Consider the following 17008-nt stretch of genomic DNA (forward strand, 5'->3'; position numbering starts at 1 on the left):
GGTTTCAGGTGCGATTGTGGTGTGTCTTCAGGCGCTGAGCGCGAGGAAGCGTCCCGCCAGCGCGGCCCCGTCGGGGTCGCGGGCGATGACGAGGATCGTGTCGTCCCCGGCGATGGTGCCGAGCATCCCGGGAAACACTGAATGGTCGATCGCCGAGGCCAGCAGGTTCGCCGCCCCCGGCGGGGTGCGGAGCACCACGAGGTTGCCCGACGACTCGGCCGAGACCAGCAGCTCCTTGGCGAGCCGGGCCAGCCGCGCGGACAGGTACTCCTCGCCCGCGTCCGACTGAGTGCTGCGGTCCCCGCCCTCGCCCGGCACCGCGTAGACCAGCGTGCCGTCCGAGCCGCGCACCTTCTCGGCCTGCAGCTCGATCAGGTCGCGCGAGAGCGTGCCCTGCGTGACGCTCACACCGTCGGCTGCCAGGGCCTCGGCGAGCTCGGCCTGTGAGTGTATGGCGTTGCGGCTCACGATCTCCGTGATCCGTGCGTGCCGGGCCGCCTTCGTCGTCGCGGTGGTCGCGACCTGCTTGATGACCATCAGCCCTGCTCCAGCAGCCAGGCCAGCAGCGCCTTCTGCGCGTGCAGGCGGTTCTCGGCCTCGTCCCAGACCACGGACTGCGGGCCGTCGATCACGTCGGCGGTGATCTCCTTGCCGCGGTAGGCCGGCAGGCAGTGCAGCACCAGCGCGCCCTCGGCGGCGCTCGCGAGCAGCTCCGCGTTCAGCTGGTAGTCCCAGAACGGCTTGGCCCGCTCCTCGGCCTCGGCCTCGTCGCCCATCGACACCCAGGTGTCGGTGGCCACGACGTCGGCTCCGGTCACGGCGTCCTTCGCCGACGTCGTCACCGTCACCGAGCCGCCCGTCCGCGCGGCGATCTCGTTCGCCCGGGCGACCACCGCGGCGTCGGGCAGGAAGCCCTCCGGCCCCGCGACCCGGACGTGCATGCCCGCCGTGGCGCAGCCCACCAGGTACGAGTTGGCCATGTTGTTGGCGGCGTCGCCCACGTAGGCGAACGTGGTGCCCGGCAGGGCCTCGAGCCCCCGGTGCTGCGCCACCGTGAGCAGGTCCGCGAGGATCTGGCAGGGGTGGAAGTCGTCCGTCAGAGCGTTGATCACCGGCACGCGCGAGACGGAGGCCATCTCCTCGATGCGCTCCTGCGCGAACGTGCGCCACGCGATGGCGGAGACCTGCCGGTCAAGCACCCGCGTGGTGTCGGCGATGGACTCGCGCACGCCGATCTTGGCGAGGTTGCCGTCCACGACGAGCGGGAACCCGCCGAGCTCTGCGATGCCCGCAGCGAACGACACCTGGGTGCGCAGCGTCGGCTTGTCCGTGATGAACGCGACGGCGCGCGGGCCCTCCAGCGGGCGCCGGACGAACCGGTCCTCGCGATAGGCAAGACCGAGCTCCAGGACGGCCTTCTGCTCGGCCGGCGTCAGGTCGTCGTCGCGCAGGAAGTGGCGGGTCACAGGTCCTCCAGGGTGGCGAAGAAGCGGGCGGCGTCCATCGCCTGCTCCGCGGTCAGGATCAGGGGCGGGGCGAGGCGGATCGCGTCGGGCGCCACAGCGTTCACGATGAACCCGGCCTCCAGCGCCGCCGTGGCCACCTGTGGCGCCACGGGCTCGTTCAGCACGACGGCGAGCAGCAGCCCGCGCCCGCGGACCTCCCGCACGAGCGGGCTACCGCACATCTCGACCTCCTGGCGCAGCAGCGCTCCGACCTCCCGCACGTTCGTCAGCAGGCCGTCGCGCTCGATCACGCCGATCGTCGTGAGCGCCGCGGCGGCGGCGACGGGGTTCCCGCCGAACGTGCTGCCGTGCTGGCCGCGGCCCAGCAGGTGCGCGGCCTCGCCGTACGCGATCACCGCGCCCACGGGGAAGCCGCCGCCGAGGCCCTTGGCGACCGTGACGACGTCGGGCACGATGCCGCCGCCGATCTCCGGCTGCTGGTAGGCGAACCACGACCCGCATCGGCCGATGCCGGTCTGGACCTCGTCCAGGACGAGCAGCGCGCCGTGCGCCCTGGTCAGGCGGCGGGCGGCCGCGAGGTAGCCCGGCGGCAAGGGCCGCACCCCGGCCTCGCCCTGCACTGGCTCGACCACCAGCGCGGCGACCTCGCCGTGCTCGGCGACGGACTGTGGCGCGAACGCGGCCTCGAGGGCCCCGAGGTCGCCGAAGGGCAGGTGCTCGACGCCGCCGGGGAGCGGCTCGAACGGCTCCCGGTACGCGGCCTTCGCGGTCAGCGCGAGGGCCCCCATCGACCGGCCGTGGAAGGCGCCCTCCAGGGCGAGCACCCGGGTGCGGGTCCCCACCCCGGACGACGCCGCGACGCGGCGCGTCATCTTGAACGCCGCCTCGACCGCCTCGGTGCCGGAGTTGGTCAGGAACACCCGCGACCCGTCCGGCGCCTCCGCCGCGCGCAGCAGCGTCTCGGCGAGCGCGATCTGGGCGGGCGTGCCGAAGAAGTTCGAGACGTGCCCCAGCGTGCCGAGCTGGGCGCTGATCGCCGCCGTGAGCGTGGGGTGGGCGTGGCCCAGCGCGTTCACCGCGATGCCCCCGAGCAGGTCGAGGTACCGCTTGCCGTCCGCGTCCCAGACGTAGGCGCCCTCGCCGCGCACGAGCACGCGCTGCGGCGGGCCGAACGTGTCCATCACGGCGCCTGTGTACCGCTGGGTCCACCCAGCGACCGACCCGCTGCTCAACAGAGCCGTACCTTCGGCCGGGATCACCGTGCTCATGCGGTCACACCTTCCTTCGCCGGAACCACCATCGTCCCGTTACCCCTCGTGGTGAAGACCTCCAGCAGTGCGCTGTGCGGCTGGCGGCCGTCGATGACCGTCGCGGCGGCCACGCCGCCCTCGACCGCGCGCAGGCACGCCTCCATCTTCGGCACCATGCCGGACTCCAGGCTCGGCAGGAGCTCCGACAGCTCCGGCGCGGTGATCCGCTCCACCAGCGAGCTTCGGTCGGGCCACGCCGTGTACAGCCCTTCGACGTCCGTCAGGACGATGAGCTTCTTGGCGCCCAGGGCGACCGCGAGCGCCGACGCCGCGGTGTCCGCGTTGACGTTCAGCACCTGGGTCGGGTCGTCCTTGTCGGGAGCGATCGTGGACACGACGGGGATGCGGCCGGCTTCCAGCAGGTCCTCGACGGCGCGCGGGTCCACCTGTACGACGTCGCCCACGAGGCCGATGTCGACGGGCTCGCCCTCCACGATGGCGTGGCGACGCTCGGCGGCCAGCAGGCCGCCGTCCTCCCCCGAGAGGCCGACGGCGACCGGGCCGTGCGCGTTGATCAGGCCGACCAGCTCCCGGCTGACCTGGCCGGTCAGGACCATGCGCACCACCTCCATCGCCTCCGGCGTGGTGACGCGCAGGCCGCCCTTGAACTCCGACGCGATGCCGAGGCGGTCCAGCATGGCGTTGATCTGCGGTCCCCCGCCGTGCACGACGACGGGCCGCAGCCCCACCTGCCGCAGGAACACCATGTCCTGCGCGAACGCCGCCTTGAGCTCGGCGTCGATCATCGCGTTGCCGCCGTACTTGACGACGATGAGCGCGCCGGAGAACTCCTTCAGCCACGGCAGGGCCTCGATGAGCACCTCGGCCTTCTGGTCGGCGCGCAGGTCGGTGCGGGTATCGAACTCGAAGTCCTCCTCGGTCTCCCTCATGAGCTGTATGCGCTGTTCTCGTGGACGTAGTCGTGCGTCAGGTCGTTGGTCCAGAGCGTGACCTCGGCGTCCCCGGCGTGCAGGTCGATGGTGAACGTGACGTCCCGCGCCGCGGCCATGTCGACCTTCTCGGGCGGCTCGTAGGCGCCGCCCGCCTTGCAGACGAGCACCCCGTTGACGCTCACGTCGAGCTCGGCGGGATCGAACGGCGCGACCTCCTCAGGCACCGTGCCGACCTGCGACAGGATGCGTCCCCAGTTGGGGTCGTTGCCGAACACGGCTGCCTTGACCAGGTTGGACCGGCTCACGGCGCGCGCGACGGCGAGCGCCGCGTCCTCGGTGGTGGCGTTCGTGACGGTGATGGCGATGTCGTGGGACGCGCCCTCGGCGTCGGCCACGAGCTGGCGGGCGAGGTCCGCGCAGATGGCCGTGACGGCGTCGGTGAGCACGTCCAGGTCCGGCGTCACGTTCGAGGCGCCCGAGGCCATCAGCACCACGGTGTCCGAGGTGGACATGGCGCCGTCGGAGTCGACGCGGTCGAAGGTGACCCGGGTCGCCGCGCGCAGTGCGGCGTCGGCGTCCGCCGCAGCGACGGAGGCGTCGGTGGTGATCACGCACAGCATCGTCGCCAGGGCGGGTGCGAGCATGCCGGCGCCCTTGGCCATGCCGCCCACGGTGAAGGTACCGCCCGACGGTGTCTCGACGGTGCGCACGGCCGTCTTCGGCACGGTGTCGGTGGTCATGATGGCGGTCGCGGCGGCCAGCCCCCCGGCGTCGTCGGCAGCGAGCGCGCCGACGGCCACGGGAACCCCCGCCAGCAGCTTGTCCGCGGCCAGGCGGACGCCGATCAGGCCCGTCGACCCGACCAGCACGTCGATCGCGCCGATCCCGAGCTCGTCGGCGACCTTCTCGGCGGTCGCGTGCGCGTCCTGGAACCCGCCCGGACCCGTGCACACGTTGGCGCCCCCGGAGTTGAGCACCACGGCGCGGGCGACGCCGTCCTTGACCGCCTGGCGCGACCACATGACTGGCGCGCCGACCACGCGGTTGCTGGTGAAGACGGCGGCGGCGGTGTGCTCGGGGCCGTCGTTGACGACCAGGGCCAGGTCCGGCGTGCCGGACGCCTTGAGGCCGGCCGTGATCCCGGCCGCCCGGAACCCTTGCGGCGAGGTCACCGTCATGGTGCGACTCCTTCGGTGATCAGGCCGGCGGTCTCCCGCAGGCCGAGGGCGAGGTTCATGGACTGGACGGCCGCGCCCGCGGTCCCCTTGACGAGGTTGTCGATGGCCGTGACGGTGACGACCCGGCGGGCGGCGGCGTCGACGGCCACCTGCACGCACGCCGTGTTGGCGCCCAACGTCATCGCGGTGCTGGGCCACTGGCCCTCCGGGAGCAGGTGCACGAACGGCTCCTCGGCATAGGCAGCCTCCCACGCGGCGCGGACCTGCTCAGGGTCGACCCCCTTGACCAGCGGGGCTGTCGCCGTCGCGAGGATGCCGCGCGCCATCGGCACGAGGGTGGGCGTGAAGCTGATGGTCACCTGCGGCGCCCCCGCGACCCGCAGGTTCTGCTGGATCTCCGGGATGTGCCGGTGCGTGCCGCCCACCGCGTACGGCTGCGCGGCGCCGAGCGCCTCGCTCGCCAGGAGGTGCGGCTTGAGCGCCTTGCCCGCGCCGGAGTACCCGTTGGCCAGGACGGCGACGATGTCGCCTGTCTCGATCACGCCTGCCGCGACGCCGGGCTGCAGGCCCAGGGTCACCGCCGTGACGTTGCAGCCGGGCACGGCGATGCGGCGGGTTCCGGGCAGCTTGTCGCGCTGACGGGCGGCGGTCGCGACGTCGACGCCGGGCGCCTCGGCGTGGATCAGCTCCGGCAGCCCGTACGGCCAGGTCCCGGCGTGCGTGGAGCCGTAGAACTGCTCCCAGTCGCTCGCGGACTCCAGCCGGTGGTCGGCCCCGAGGTCCACGACGAGGACGTCGTCCGGCAGCTGGGCGGCCACCTGCCCCGAGGCGCCGTGCGGCAGGCCGAGCACCACGACGTCGTGGCCCCGCAGCGCGTCCGGTGTGGTGGGCTCCAGGATGCGGTGCGCGAGCCCGCGCAGGTGCGGCTGGACCTCACCGAGGCTCGACCCGGCGTTCGTGTGCGCGGTGAGCGCACCGATCTCGACGAAGGGGTGGGCCGCAAGGAGGCGGAGGACCTCCCCTCCCGCATAGCCGGACGCGCCGGCGACGGCGACACGGATGAGCTGGCTGCTGGACATATTCGGTAGTGTACATACTTATGCAGGAGCAGTGAAACCCCGCCACTCTTTCACCCCGCCCGCCACCCCCTCACATAGGGTCGGGCCCATGCATGCAGTCGTGGCCCGCGAGGCGGGCGGCCCAGAGGTTCTGTCCTACACCGAGCTCCCCGACCCGACACCGGGCCCCGGTCAGCTCCTGGTCCGAGTCGCAGCGGCGGGCGTGAACTTCGTCGACACCTATCGCCGCGCCGGTGTGTATCCCATGCAGTACCCCCACGTTGTGGGCGCCGAGGGCGCCGGCACCGTGGAGGCGCTCGGCGACGACGTCACCGGCTTCGCGATCGGCGACCGCGTGGCCTGGCACGACGGGCCCGGCTCGTACGCGGAGCTCGTGGCCCTGAACGCGGCGGGGGTCGTGCACGTACCCGGGGGGCTGGACTTGACCACAGCCGCCGCTCTGCCGCTGCAGGGCATCACCGCGCACTACCTCGTGACGTCCACGTTCGAGGTCGGGCCCGGGCACGACGTGCTGCTGCACGCGGGGGCGGGCGGCGTCGGACTGCTGGCCACCCAGCTCGCCGTCGCCCGCGGCGGTCGGGTCCTGACCACCGTCTCGACTCCCGAGAAGGCCGCGCTGTCCGCCGAGGCCGGCGCAGCGCACACCATCGACTACGCAGAGCTGGCCGACATCACGGCCGAGCTGCCCCAGATCGTGCGCGAGCTCACCGACGACCAGGGCGTGCACGTCGTGTACGACGGCGTGGGCAGATCCACCTTCGAGGCGTCCCTCGCCTCCCTGCGCCCGCGCGGGATGCTGGTGCTGTTCGGTGCCGCATCCGGCCAGGTACCACCGTTCGACCCGCAGCGGCTCAACAAGGGCGGCTCCCTGTTCCTCACCCGGCCGACGATCGCGCACTACACGCTCACCCGCGGCGAGCTCGAGTGGCGCACCTCGGAGGTGCTCGGGTCCGCGGCGTCGGGCGACCTGGAGGTCCGCATCGGGGCCACCTTCCCCCTGTCCGACGCCGCGGCGGCGCACGAGGCGCTCGAAGGCCGGGCCACGACCGGCAAGGTGCTGCTCGTTCCCTGACGCCCGCCCGCGCCAGACCTGGTGCGGCGCTCGCGGGCGTGATATATCTCGATGTCAAGATACTTGACGTCGAGGAGCTGCGATGGCTGACTGGAACCCGGGCGCGTACCTGCAGTACACGGACGAGCGGTCCCGCCCGTTCACGGAGCTGGTCGCCCGCGTGCCCGGGTCGCCCGCCACCATCGTCGACCTGGGGTGCGGGCCCGGCCATCTCACCGCCGTGCTCCGCGCGCGCTGGCCCGCGGCCCACGTGACGGGAGTGGACGCCTCGCCCGCCATGATCGAGAAGGCGCGCGCAGCCGACCCGGACACCGAGTACGTCCTTGCCGACCTCAGCACGGACGACCACGCCGCCGACCTCGTGATCAGCAACGCCGCGCTCCAGTGGGTGCCCCGGCACCGCGAGCTCCTCACGACCCTCGCCGACCGGGCCGCGCAGACGTTCGCCTTCCAGGTTCCCGGCAACCACGACGCGCCCAGCCACCTCCTCCTGCGTGAGGTCGCCGGCCGGGGGCCGTACGCCGACGTCGTCGGGCAGGTCGAGCGGCGGGCGACCGCCGACCCCGCCGAGTACCTGGACCTCCTGGCCCGGCCGGGCTGGACGGTGGACACCTGGGAGACCACCTACACACACCTGCTGCACGGGCCGGACCCTGTGCTGCGCTGGATCTCGGCGACGGGCGCCCAGCCCACGCTCCACGCGCTGGAGGCCAAGGAGCCCGCTCTGCGCGCCCAGTTCGAGGAGGAGCTCGGCGCCGCGCTGCGCGAGGCCTACCCGGAGCGCGCCTACGGCACACCGCTCGAGTTCCGGCGGGTCTTCGCAGTTGCGACGCGTGCATGACCGGCCGCTCGGCCTCCATGACAAGAAGCGTGGCCGATGAATCAAGAAGCGCAGCCACGCTGGTCGTAGGCTGCAAATATGACAGATCGCCCCATTCGGATCGCTGTACAGATCCAGCCGCAGCACGCCGACTACTCCGACATCCGTGACGCGGTGCTCCGCGCCGAGGATGCCGGTGTCGACGTCATCTTCAACTGGGACCACTTCTACCCGCTCTACGGCGACCCTGACGGCAAGCACTTCGAGTCCTGGACCCTGCTGGCCGCCTGGGCGGAGCAGACCGAGCGCGTCGAGATCGGTGCACTGGTGAACGGCATCGGCTACCGCAACCCCGACCTGCTGGCCGACATGGCCCGCACCGTTGACCACATCTCCGGCGGGCGGTTCATCCTCGGTCTGGGCGCCGGCTGGTTCGAGAAGGACTACGACCAGTTCGGCTACGAGTTCGGCACGGCCGGGTCGCGCATCGCGAGCCTGGCCGACGCCATGCCGCGGATCAAGGCCCGTCTGGCTGCGGGTAACCCGGCACCCACGCGTCAGATCCCGATCCTGATCGGCGGTGGCGGCGTCAAGAAGACGCTGCGCATCGTTGCCGAGCACGCGGACGTCTGGCACTCGTTCGGCGACGTGCCGACCCTGACCAGCAAGTCCGCGATCCTCGACGAGCACGGCGCCGCCGTCGGCCGGGACACCGCGTCGCTCGTCGAGCGTTCGGTGGAGGCCAGCGGTTCGCCCGCCGAGACGGGCGAGGCGCTCGTCGCGGCCGGTGCCACGCTGTTCACCCTGGGCCTGAACGGCCCGGACTACGACCTGTCCACCGTCAAGGACTGGGTCTCCTGGCGCGACGCCCGCTGAGGTCTCGGCCCGGGCCGGCCGGCGTCGGCCCGGGCCGTCTCAGGCGACCTCCTCCGCGGCGGACGGGGCGGCCCCCTCCCCGGCCGGGACGACGACGCCCTCGACCACGCCCGCCTCCACGTCTCGGGCGGTGACGCCGTGGCCGAGCCGCAGCGCACTGTTGACCAGACCCAGGTGGCTGAACGCCTGCGGCGTGTTGCCGAGGTGCCGTCCGGTGGGCACGTCGTACTGCTCGCTCAGCAGACCCAGGTCGTTGCGCAGCGTGAGCAGCCGCTCGAACAGAGCGACGGCCTCGTCCACCCGCCCGATGCCGTGCAGCGCATCGACCAGCCAGAAGCTGCACACCAGGAACGTCGCCTCCTCGCCGGGCAGGCCATCCACCCTGCCGTCGAGGTGGGTGTCGTAACGCCGCAACAGCCCGTCCTGGCAGAGCTCGCGCTGCACAGCCTCCACGGTGCCGACCACGCGGGGGTCGTCCCAGGGCAGGAAGCCGACCTGCCCGATCAGCAGCAGGGAAGCGTCCAGCCCCTGGGACCCGTAGAACTGCGTGAAGGTATTCCGGTCCGGGTCGAACCCGTGCGTGCACACGTCGTCGTGGATCTGGTCGCGCACGGCACGCCACCGCTCGACCGGCTCGTCCACGAGCCCGAACTCCTCGCAGGCGCGCACGGCTCGGTCGAACCCGGCCCACGCCATGACTCTCGAGTGCACGAACGCACGCTGCGGGCCACGCACCTCCCAGAGTCCGTTGTCGAGGTCGTCCCAGTGCTCCTCCAGGTAGTCCAGGAGCGCCTTCTGCACGCGCCACGCCTCCGGGTCGGTCGCCAGGCCGGCCGTGCGCGCCAGGTGCAGGGCGTCGAGCGTCTCGCCCCAGACGTCGATCTGGAGCTGGCCGACCGCGCCGTTGCCGATCCGCACCGGACCGGAACCCTCGTAGCCGGGCAGCCAGTCGATCGTGTACTCGGGCAGGCGCCGCCGTCCGTCGAGGCCGTACATGATCTGCAGGTCGGCCGGGTCACCCGCGATTGCGCGCAGCAGCCATGCCCGCCACGCGTGCGCCTCGTCGATGAACCCCGTGCCGATCAGGGCCTGCAGCGTGAACGCGGCGTCGCGCAGCCAGCAGTACCGGTAGTCCCAGTTGCGCGTGCCGCCCAGCTCCTCGGGGAGCGACGTCGTGGCGGCGGCGACTATCGCCCCGGTCGGGGCGTAGGTCAGCGCCTTCAGCGTGATCAGGGACCGGTGCACGGCGTCGGCCCACAGGCCCTCGTAGGTGGATCCGGCGATCCATGACCGCCAGAAGTCCTCGGTGTCACGCAGCGCGCCCTCCGCGTGGACGGGCAGCATCGTGGCGAGGTGGGACGCGTGGTGCGTCAGCACGAACGGCACCCGGTCGCCCGCGCCCACGGAGAAGCGACCGTGGAGGGCCGAGCTGGCGGCAACCCCCTCGTGCGTGATGTCAACGCCCGTGTCCAGCCGGACGGAGTCCGGTCCCGCCACTGCGCGCAGGGCGCCACCTTCCGGCATGACCCAGGGCACGACGTGCCCGTAGTCGAACCGGAGCTTTAGCTCAGTGGTCATGGGGACGTTGCCGCTGATCCCCTCCACGATCCGGACGAGATCGGCCTGGTCACCACGCGGCGGCATGAAGTCGATCACGCGGACCTGGCCCTCGGGCAGGTCCCACTCCGTCTCCAGGATCAGGGTGCCTTCCCGGTACTGGCGCCGGGTGCACTCACCGCCCGCGGCGGGCCCGAGGCGCCACGAACCGTGGCGCTCGTCCCCGAGCAGGGCAGCGAAGCACGCCGGGGAGTCGAACCGCGGCAGGCACATCCAGTCGATCGCCCCGTCGCGACCGATCAGGGCTGCCGCCTGTAGGTCTCCGACAATTCCGTAATCTTCGATTCGGCTTGCCATCGCCACCAGCGTAGGTTCGCCGTGGCCCACTCACCAGACGACGCAGGTCCGTCTGTCAGGCGTACAGGCCACTGACCTGTACGCCTGACAGAGGGCAAGGGTCAGAACGACGAGGCGTCCGCCGCGTAGACCCACCGGTAGCCCGGGTGCTCGCCGAGCGTCCACAGGTAGTCACGGGTGGGGTCGTACGACAGGTCTTCCGGCCCGACCGTCAGCGCGTCGCCGTGCCGCACCATCGCACCCGACGGCGCCACGAACGTATGCAAGTCGCCGTCGGAGTTGGGGTTTGCGAAGTCGGTGCCGTCGCTCTGCGAGTAGAAGAACTCACCGTTGATCGCCGTCGAGCCCTGGACGCTCTCCAGGTCGACCCGGTAGGCCTCGGTCGCCTTGATGATGCCGTCCGAGGCGGGCTTCAGGTACCGGTTGGTGTAGTCGATCGGGACGCGGATCGTCCGTACCTGGGCGCCGTTCGCGATCTCAGTCGACGTGCGGTACTCGCTGACGATCACAGAGTCGGGGCTGCTGGTGCGGTCGAGCGACACCGAGGAGTGCTGAAGCTGCGTGTACCCGTTGACCGTCGAGTCGGTGAACTTCGCGGTCTGCGGCAGCACGTACTTGTAGTCGAACGCCTGGTAGGAGCCGTCGGGCTGGCGCCCGATGGCGGAGGCGTTCCCTGTCGAGACCTCCCACAGGTGGTTCAGGTCGAACACGCGGAAGCCACCGCCGGTGTCCGCTACGTAGAGGAGGTTGCCGTACCACATGATGCCGCCGGCATGGACGCTGACCGGCGTGAACGACGGCGAGCTCGTGGTACCGCTCGGCTCGACCAGCAGGATGTGCCGGTACGGCGGCGCCGACGCGCTCGCCGACAGGTTCGACACGCTGATCCGGACGCCCTTGGCGATGCCGTCCGCGGCGTCGTCGTACCAGCTCACAAGGTTGATGCGCTTGCCGTCGTAGGTACCCTCTCCGAGCGCGTCGGAGCTGGTCGTGATGCCCTGCGGCATCCAGTCGGTCGTGTCCTGGTCGCCCGCGTTCCAGCAGTAGTACGCGGTGCGGTTCGTGACCGACGGGGCGCTGTCACAGATCGGGGTGCGGTTGGCGTCGTCGGCCACCGCTCCCATGGTTACGTTCGGCAGCGCCGAGTCGAGTGCGCCGATCAGGGACGACGACGTCTCGGACAGCGTGTAGCGGAAGTTGCTCGCCGTGAGCGTGGTTGCGGCTGCCGCTGGCTGCGCTGTCGCCGACACGAACAGGGCGCCCGCAATGAGGCTGCTGAGTATGGTCGCGGGGCGACGATGGCGCATATGGGTCTCCGTGGATGCGGGGGGACAGATGTATGCACACCGTAAGCGGACATACCCTCTCATACCAGCACCGCCGAACGAACGCCGGACGTACGGCCCAACTCGGGTGACCCGCACGTCCGGCGCATGCCGGATGGTGTCAGAACCCGCCAGCGTCGAACGAGTACACCCAGCGGCGGTACGGGTGTTCACCCAGGGTCCACATCTGGTCGCGGATGGGGTCGTAGGACAGGTCCTCCGGCCCCACCGTCAGCGCGTTGCTGTACTGCGTGAACGAGCCCGAAGGCGCATCCCACGTGTACAGGTCGCCCCTGGCGGGTCGGTCGAATTTCATGCCGTCGCTGTCCGTGAAGTAGAACTTGCCGTTGATCGCCGTGGAGCCCTGCACGCCCTCCAGGTCGATGCGGTAGGCCTCTGTCGCCTTGATGATGCCGTCCGAGGCGGGCTTGAGGTACCGGTCCCTGTAGTCGATCGGCACTCGGATGGTGCGCACCTGCGCACCGTCGTCGATAGACGACTGCGACTGGTACTCCGTGACGATCACCGAGTCCGGCGTGCTGGAGCGGTCCAGCGACACCGACGAGTGGCTGAGGTCCTCATCGTCACTAACCTCGGAGTCCAGGAAGCTCGCCGTCTGAGGCAGTACGTACTTGTAGTCGAACGCGTGGAACGTGCCGTCGGCCTTGCGCCCGATGCGCGAACTGTCACCCGTGGAGACCCGCCACAGGTGGTCCAGGTCGAACACCCGGAACCCGCCGGTCGTGTCCGCCACGTACAGCAGGTTGCCGTACCACATGATTCCGCCTGCATGGACTTTCACCGACTGGAACGACGGCGAGGTCTCGCTCCCCGTCGGCTCGACGAGCAGGACATGCCGATACGTCGGTGTGCTCGTCCCGCTCGTCAGGTCCACGACGCTGATCCGCACGCCCTTGTCGATGCCGCCATCGTGGTCGTACCAGCTCGCCATGAGAATTCGCTTGCCGTCGTACATCCCGACCCCGAGGGCATCGGAGCTGGTGGTGACACCTTGCGGGTACCAAGCGGTGGTGCCCGCGTCGCTGGAGTTCCAGCAGAACGACGCGATTCGGCGGACCACCGGAGCCGTGCAGGACCGGCCGGTACGGTTGCCGTCGTTCGCAACCGTCGCAAGCGAGACGTTCGGCAGGTCGGCGTCGAGCGCCGCAATCATTGTCGACGGGGTCTCGCTGAGGTCGTAGCGGAAGTTGCTCGCCGTCAGGCGCGTGGCAGCGGCTGACGGGGCTGCCTGCTGCGCGGTCGCGTCCGGCTCCGCGGTCGCCGGCACGGAGCCGACGACGGCGGTCGTGCAGGCCAGCAGCCCGGCGGCAAGCACTGCGGCGAGGCGACGGGCTGGTGCACGCATGAGCCGCCCTCGTATCGGGCGAGGTCTCGCGATGACGGCGTCCGTGCGTGTGCTCGCCACAGCGAGCGCGGAGCGTCGGTGACGCATGGTGGTCTCCTTGCGTGAGGGGACGATTGTGTGCGCACCGTAGGGAGGGTGAAATACCTCCTATGAGTACACCCGAACGAACGCCGGGCGTCGCCCGCCCACACCGCACCGCGCCGGGCGTGGTCGCGAAGCTGCTGGTCAGCGCCTGGTGAGGGCGTCCGTCAGCGGGTCGCCGCTGCCCGCCGGGAGCACCCGCAGGCGACGGGCCGTTGCGCCCGTGCCCTGCTCCGCGACGTCGGCCGCCAGCGCCTTCAGCGACTCCGGGGTGTCGTGGGTGACGCGCAGGAACCAGCCCGAGCACGCGTCCAGCTCGCCCGTCGCTATCGCGTTGACGACGTCGGTCACCCGCTCGACCGGAGTCCACCTGGTGCGGCCCTCGTGCAGCGCCATGCCTGCCGTCATGTCGGTCCGCACGACGCCCGGCGCAAGCTCGAAGACGCGGATGCCGTGCCGGAAGCCGTCGTCGTGCAGGTTGGCGCCCATCCGCACCAGGGCGGTCTTGCTCGCGTTGTACGCCGAGCTTCCGCCGCTCATCTCGTGCGAGCTCGCCCCCGAGGCCAGATCGATGATCCGGCCCCCGCCGCGCGCGATCATGCCCGGCGCCGCGTAGCGGCTGAACAGGAACGGCGCGCGCACGTTGGTCTCGAAGACCGACCACCACTCGTCGGGGTCGGCCTCCCACAGGGGGTGCTCCGACTCGATGGCGCCCGCGTTGTTGACCAGCAGATCGATCGACCCGAGCGCATCCTCCGCCTGCCCGACGGCGGCCCGCACCGCCGCCGGGTCGGACACGTCCGCGGGGAGCACTACCGCTGTCGCCCCGGCCGCGCGGGCCTCCGCGGCCACGGCCTCGAGCCGCGCGACGTCTCGCGCGAGCAGGGCGACGTCCAGCCCTGCCCGCGCGAGACCAAGCGCGATCTCCCGGCCGATGCCGCGCGAGGCGCCCGTCACGAGCGCCGTGCGGGCCGGCGGGACCTCGACAGGCAGGTCCTGGGCCTGTCGAGGGGCGCCCGCCGGATACGGCTCGGCTGCCGAGGGCGTGTCAGCCACGCAGCACCGCGCCGACCTTCTCTGCTGCCGACTCCACGACGGCGTCGCGCACCGCACGGACCTCGTTCGCGGACAGGGTCCGGTCGACGGCACGCAGGCGGAGCGAGTACGCGAGCGACTTCTTGCCGTCGCCCACCTGCTCCCCCGTGAAGACGTCGAACAGGGCGACGTCCTCGAGCAGCTCGCCGGCGCCGGCCACGATGGCCATCCGCACCGCCTCGGCGGGCACGCCGTCGTCGACCACGAAGGCGAAGTCCTCCTTGGCCGCGGGGAAAGCCGACACGGGCTTGGCCACGACGGGCTCGCTGGACGCAGCGGCGACCAGAACACTCAGGTCCACCTCGAACGCGGCCGCGCGGGCGGGCAGCCCCAGCGCTTCGACGACCTTGGGGTGCAGCTCGCCGGCATGGCCGACGACCGTTCCGTCCGTCAGCTCCAGGCGCGCGCAGCGGCCCGGGTGCCACGGCATCCGGTCGGGGTCCGCGGAGACGATGATGTCGGCTCCCGCACGCTGGGCCACCAGGCGGGCCGCCGCCAAGGCGTCCGCCCAGCCGGCGGCACGACCCGCACCCCACCAGCCGGAAAGCTCGCGCTTGCCGGTCAGCACACCGGCGACCCGGCGCGGCTGGTCCGGAACCGCGGCCGCGAGCGCCGCGAGCTGCTCGTCCGTGGGGCGCACCCCGCCGGGCAGGGCGGGCGCCGCGGGGGCGTCCGCCCACGGGAGGGTGACCAGGCCGACCTCGTACACCGCGAGGTCGGTCAGCCCGCGGGACACGTTGCGCCGCACGGTGTCGAGCAGCGTGACCAGCAGGTTCGACCGCATCAGCGGCTTGTCGTCGGCCATCGGGTTGACGAGACGGAGGGAGACGCGGCGCGGGTCGTCCGCGGGCAGCCCGAGCGCGTCGTACTCCGGGGTGCCGACGAACGGGTAGCTGAGCGTCTCGACGAAGCCGGCCTCGGCCAGCGCGCGCGCGACGGAGCGGCGCGTGCGCTGCTCTGCCGTGAGCCCCCGGCCGCCCGAGGCAGCAGGGAGCACCGACGGCACCTGGTCGTAGCCCTGGATGCGCACGACCTCCTCGACCAGGTCGGCAGGCTCGGTGAGGTCGGGCCGCCAGGACGGCGGGGTGACCGTGAGGGTCTCGACCGGCTCGACCACCGAGGAGCCGTCGGTCACCGTGCAGCCGATCTCCTCGAGCGTGCTGCGCACCTGCTCCGGGGTGTACTCGACACCCACGAGCCGGGTGGGCTCGGTGACCTTGAGCGCGATCGGCTTCTGCGGAGTCGTCTCGGCAGTGTTGTCGAGGTCGCTCACGGCCGGGTCGGCGGTGCCGCCGCCCAGCTCGACCAGCAGGTCGACGACGCGCTGCGCCGCGACCGCCGGCAGGAGCGGGTCGACACCGCGCTCGAACCGCTTCGCGGCCTCGCTCGAGAGCTTGTGCCGGCGCGCCGTGCGGGCGACCGTGATCTGGTCGAAGTGCGCCGCCTCGACGAGCACGTCCGTCGTGGTGTCGCCGACCTCCGACGACGCTCCACCCATCACACCGGCGAGGCCGAGAACGCGGCTGCCCGCGCCTTCGGGCGAGTCGGTGATCAGGAGGTCCTCGGTGTCCAGGGCGCGGTCGGCGTCGTCCAGCGTGGTGAGGCGCTCGCCAGAGGCAGCCCGGCGCACCACGATCGGCGCGGAGACCTGCGCGAGGTCGTAGGCGTGCAGCGGCTGCCCGAGGTCGAGCATCACGTAGTTCGTGATGTCCACGGCCAGGGAGATGGACCGCATGCCGGATCCCTCGAGGCGGTGCTTCATCCATGCGGGGGTGGGCGCGGAGGGGTCGATGCCGCGCACGATGCGCGTCACGAACCGGTCGCAGCCCACGACGCCGTTGATCGGCGCCCCGTCCTGGACCCGTACCTCGAACCCGTCGGGGGTCGCGGACGGCTCGGCGCCCGTGGCCAGGCCGCGGTCGGTGAACTTGGCACCCGTGGAGTGGGCGTACTCGCGCGCCACGCCGCGGTAGCTGAACGCGTACCCGCGGTCCGGGGTCACGTTGATCTCCAGGACCTCGTCGCCGAGGCCCAGGAGCGCTATCGCGTCCTGGCCGGGCGTGAGGTCCTCTGCCGCGAAGCCCATGTCCCGGGGCAGCACGATGATGCCGTGCGCGCCGTCGTCACCCAGGCCGAGCTCGGCGGTGGAGCAGATCATGCCGTCGGACACGTGCCCGTAGGTCTTGCGGGCCGCGATGGCGAACGGCCCCGGCAGCACTGTGCCGGGCAGGGACACGACCACGAAGTCGCCGGGCGCGAAGTTGTGCGCGCCGCAGACGATTCCGCGGGATCCCTCGATGTTGTGCTCCGGGCCGACGTCGACCCGGCACCAGTTGATCGTCTTGCCGTTCTTCTGCGGCTCGGGGCTCATCTCGAGCACTCGGCCCACCACGAGGGGGCCGGTCACGGCCGCGCCGTGGATGGCCTCTTCTTCCAGGCCGACCTTCACGAGGTCGGCCGCGAGCCGCTCAGCGGTGAGGTCCGCGGGCAGCTCGACGTGGTCCGCGAGCCAGTCCTTCACGATGAGGGGCAC

14 protein-coding genes are annotated in these 17008 nt (G+C 71.6%); 3 read left to right on the plus strand and 11 right to left on the minus strand.

The genetic code is table 11. The annotated features are described in order from the left end of the window. Positions 1–27: 27 nt before the first annotated feature. From IE250_RS13200 to argC, 6 genes are read right to left on the minus strand one after another with little or no spacing between them, the layout of a single operon-like run. The gene (locus IE250_RS13200) at positions 28–537 is read right to left on the minus strand and encodes an arginine repressor (protein WP_189669777.1); all 510 of its coding nucleotides are present in this window, start codon (positions 535–537) and stop codon (positions 28–30) included. Further along, positions 537–1466: an ornithine carbamoyltransferase gene (gene argF, locus IE250_RS13205; protein ID WP_189669778.1), complete on the minus strand. Its 930-nt coding sequence runs from the start codon at positions 1464–1466 to the stop codon at positions 537–539. The genes IE250_RS13200 and argF overlap by 1 nt, the downstream gene beginning before the upstream one ends. After that, positions 1463–2734, minus strand: coding sequence for an acetylornithine transaminase (locus IE250_RS13210; protein ID WP_189669779.1), 1272 nt, complete (start codon positions 2732–2734; stop codon positions 1463–1465). Before IE250_RS13210 ends, argF begins: the two co-directional genes overlap by 4 nt. Next, positions 2731–3666 carry an acetylglutamate kinase gene (argB, locus tag IE250_RS13215; RefSeq protein WP_189669780.1) on the minus strand — a complete coding sequence of 312 codons (936 nt, stop codon included), beginning with the start codon at positions 3664–3666 and terminating at the stop codon, positions 2731–2733. The genes IE250_RS13210 and argB overlap by 4 nt, the downstream gene beginning before the upstream one ends. Beyond that, a complete protein-coding gene (argJ, locus tag IE250_RS13220) occupies positions 3663–4847 on the minus strand; it encodes a bifunctional glutamate N-acetyltransferase/amino-acid acetyltransferase ArgJ (protein WP_189669781.1) in 1185 nt (394 codons plus the stop codon). The genes argB and argJ overlap by 4 nt, the downstream gene beginning before the upstream one ends. Continuing rightward, on the minus strand, positions 4844–5926 hold the full coding sequence (argC, locus tag IE250_RS13225) for an N-acetyl-gamma-glutamyl-phosphate reductase (RefSeq protein WP_189669782.1): 1083 nt from the start codon (positions 5924–5926) through the stop codon (positions 4844–4846). Before argC ends, argJ begins: the two co-directional genes overlap by 4 nt. An 88-nt stretch (positions 5927–6014) precedes the next feature. Between argC and IE250_RS13230 the strand changes: the two genes are divergently transcribed. The 3 genes from IE250_RS13230 (at position 6015) to IE250_RS13240 (ending at position 8694) form a co-directional block, all read left to right on the plus strand. Continuing rightward, positions 6015–6998 carry a quinone oxidoreductase family protein gene (locus IE250_RS13230; RefSeq protein WP_189669783.1) on the plus strand — a complete coding sequence of 328 codons (984 nt, stop codon included), beginning with the start codon at positions 6015–6017 and terminating at the stop codon, positions 6996–6998. Positions 6999–7080: 82 nt separating this feature from the next. Further along, positions 7081–7839: a methyltransferase domain-containing protein gene (locus IE250_RS13235; protein ID WP_189669784.1), complete on the plus strand. Its 759-nt coding sequence runs from the start codon at positions 7081–7083 to the stop codon at positions 7837–7839. A gap of 78 nt (positions 7840–7917) precedes the next feature. Further along, entirely contained in the window at positions 7918–8694 is a 777-nt protein-coding gene (locus IE250_RS13240; RefSeq protein WP_189669785.1) for an LLM class F420-dependent oxidoreductase, read from the plus strand. A gap of 39 nt (positions 8695–8733) precedes the next feature. Here the strand turns inward: IE250_RS13240 and IE250_RS13245 are convergent, their stop codons facing one another. From IE250_RS13245 to pheT, 5 genes are all read right to left on the minus strand, one after another. Further along, the gene (locus tag IE250_RS13245; RefSeq protein WP_189669786.1) at positions 8734–10608 is read right to left on the minus strand and encodes a glycoside hydrolase family 15 protein; all 1875 of its coding nucleotides are present in this window, start codon (positions 10606–10608) and stop codon (positions 8734–8736) included. Between the two features lie 101 nt (positions 10609–10709). Beyond that, positions 10710–11915, minus strand: coding sequence for a hypothetical protein (locus IE250_RS13250; protein WP_229872428.1), 1206 nt, complete (start codon positions 11913–11915; stop codon positions 10710–10712). Positions 11916–12054: 139 nt separating this feature from the next. Then, on the minus strand, positions 12055–13299 hold the full coding sequence (locus IE250_RS13255; protein WP_229872429.1) for a hypothetical protein: 1245 nt from the start codon (positions 13297–13299) through the stop codon (positions 12055–12057). A gap of 225 nt (positions 13300–13524) precedes the next feature. Next, positions 13525–14436 carry an SDR family NAD(P)-dependent oxidoreductase gene (locus IE250_RS13260; RefSeq protein ID WP_229872430.1) on the minus strand — a complete coding sequence of 304 codons (912 nt, stop codon included), beginning with the start codon at positions 14434–14436 and terminating at the stop codon, positions 13525–13527. Next, positions 14429–17008, minus strand: a complete 2580-nt coding sequence (pheT, locus tag IE250_RS13265; protein ID WP_189669787.1) for a phenylalanine--tRNA ligase subunit beta — start codon at positions 17006–17008, stop codon at positions 14429–14431. The genes IE250_RS13260 and pheT overlap by 8 nt, the downstream gene beginning before the upstream one ends.

Source organism: Promicromonospora soli (assembly GCF_014653785.1).
Classification (GTDB): domain Bacteria; phylum Actinomycetota; class Actinomycetes; order Actinomycetales; family Cellulomonadaceae; genus Promicromonospora; species Promicromonospora soli.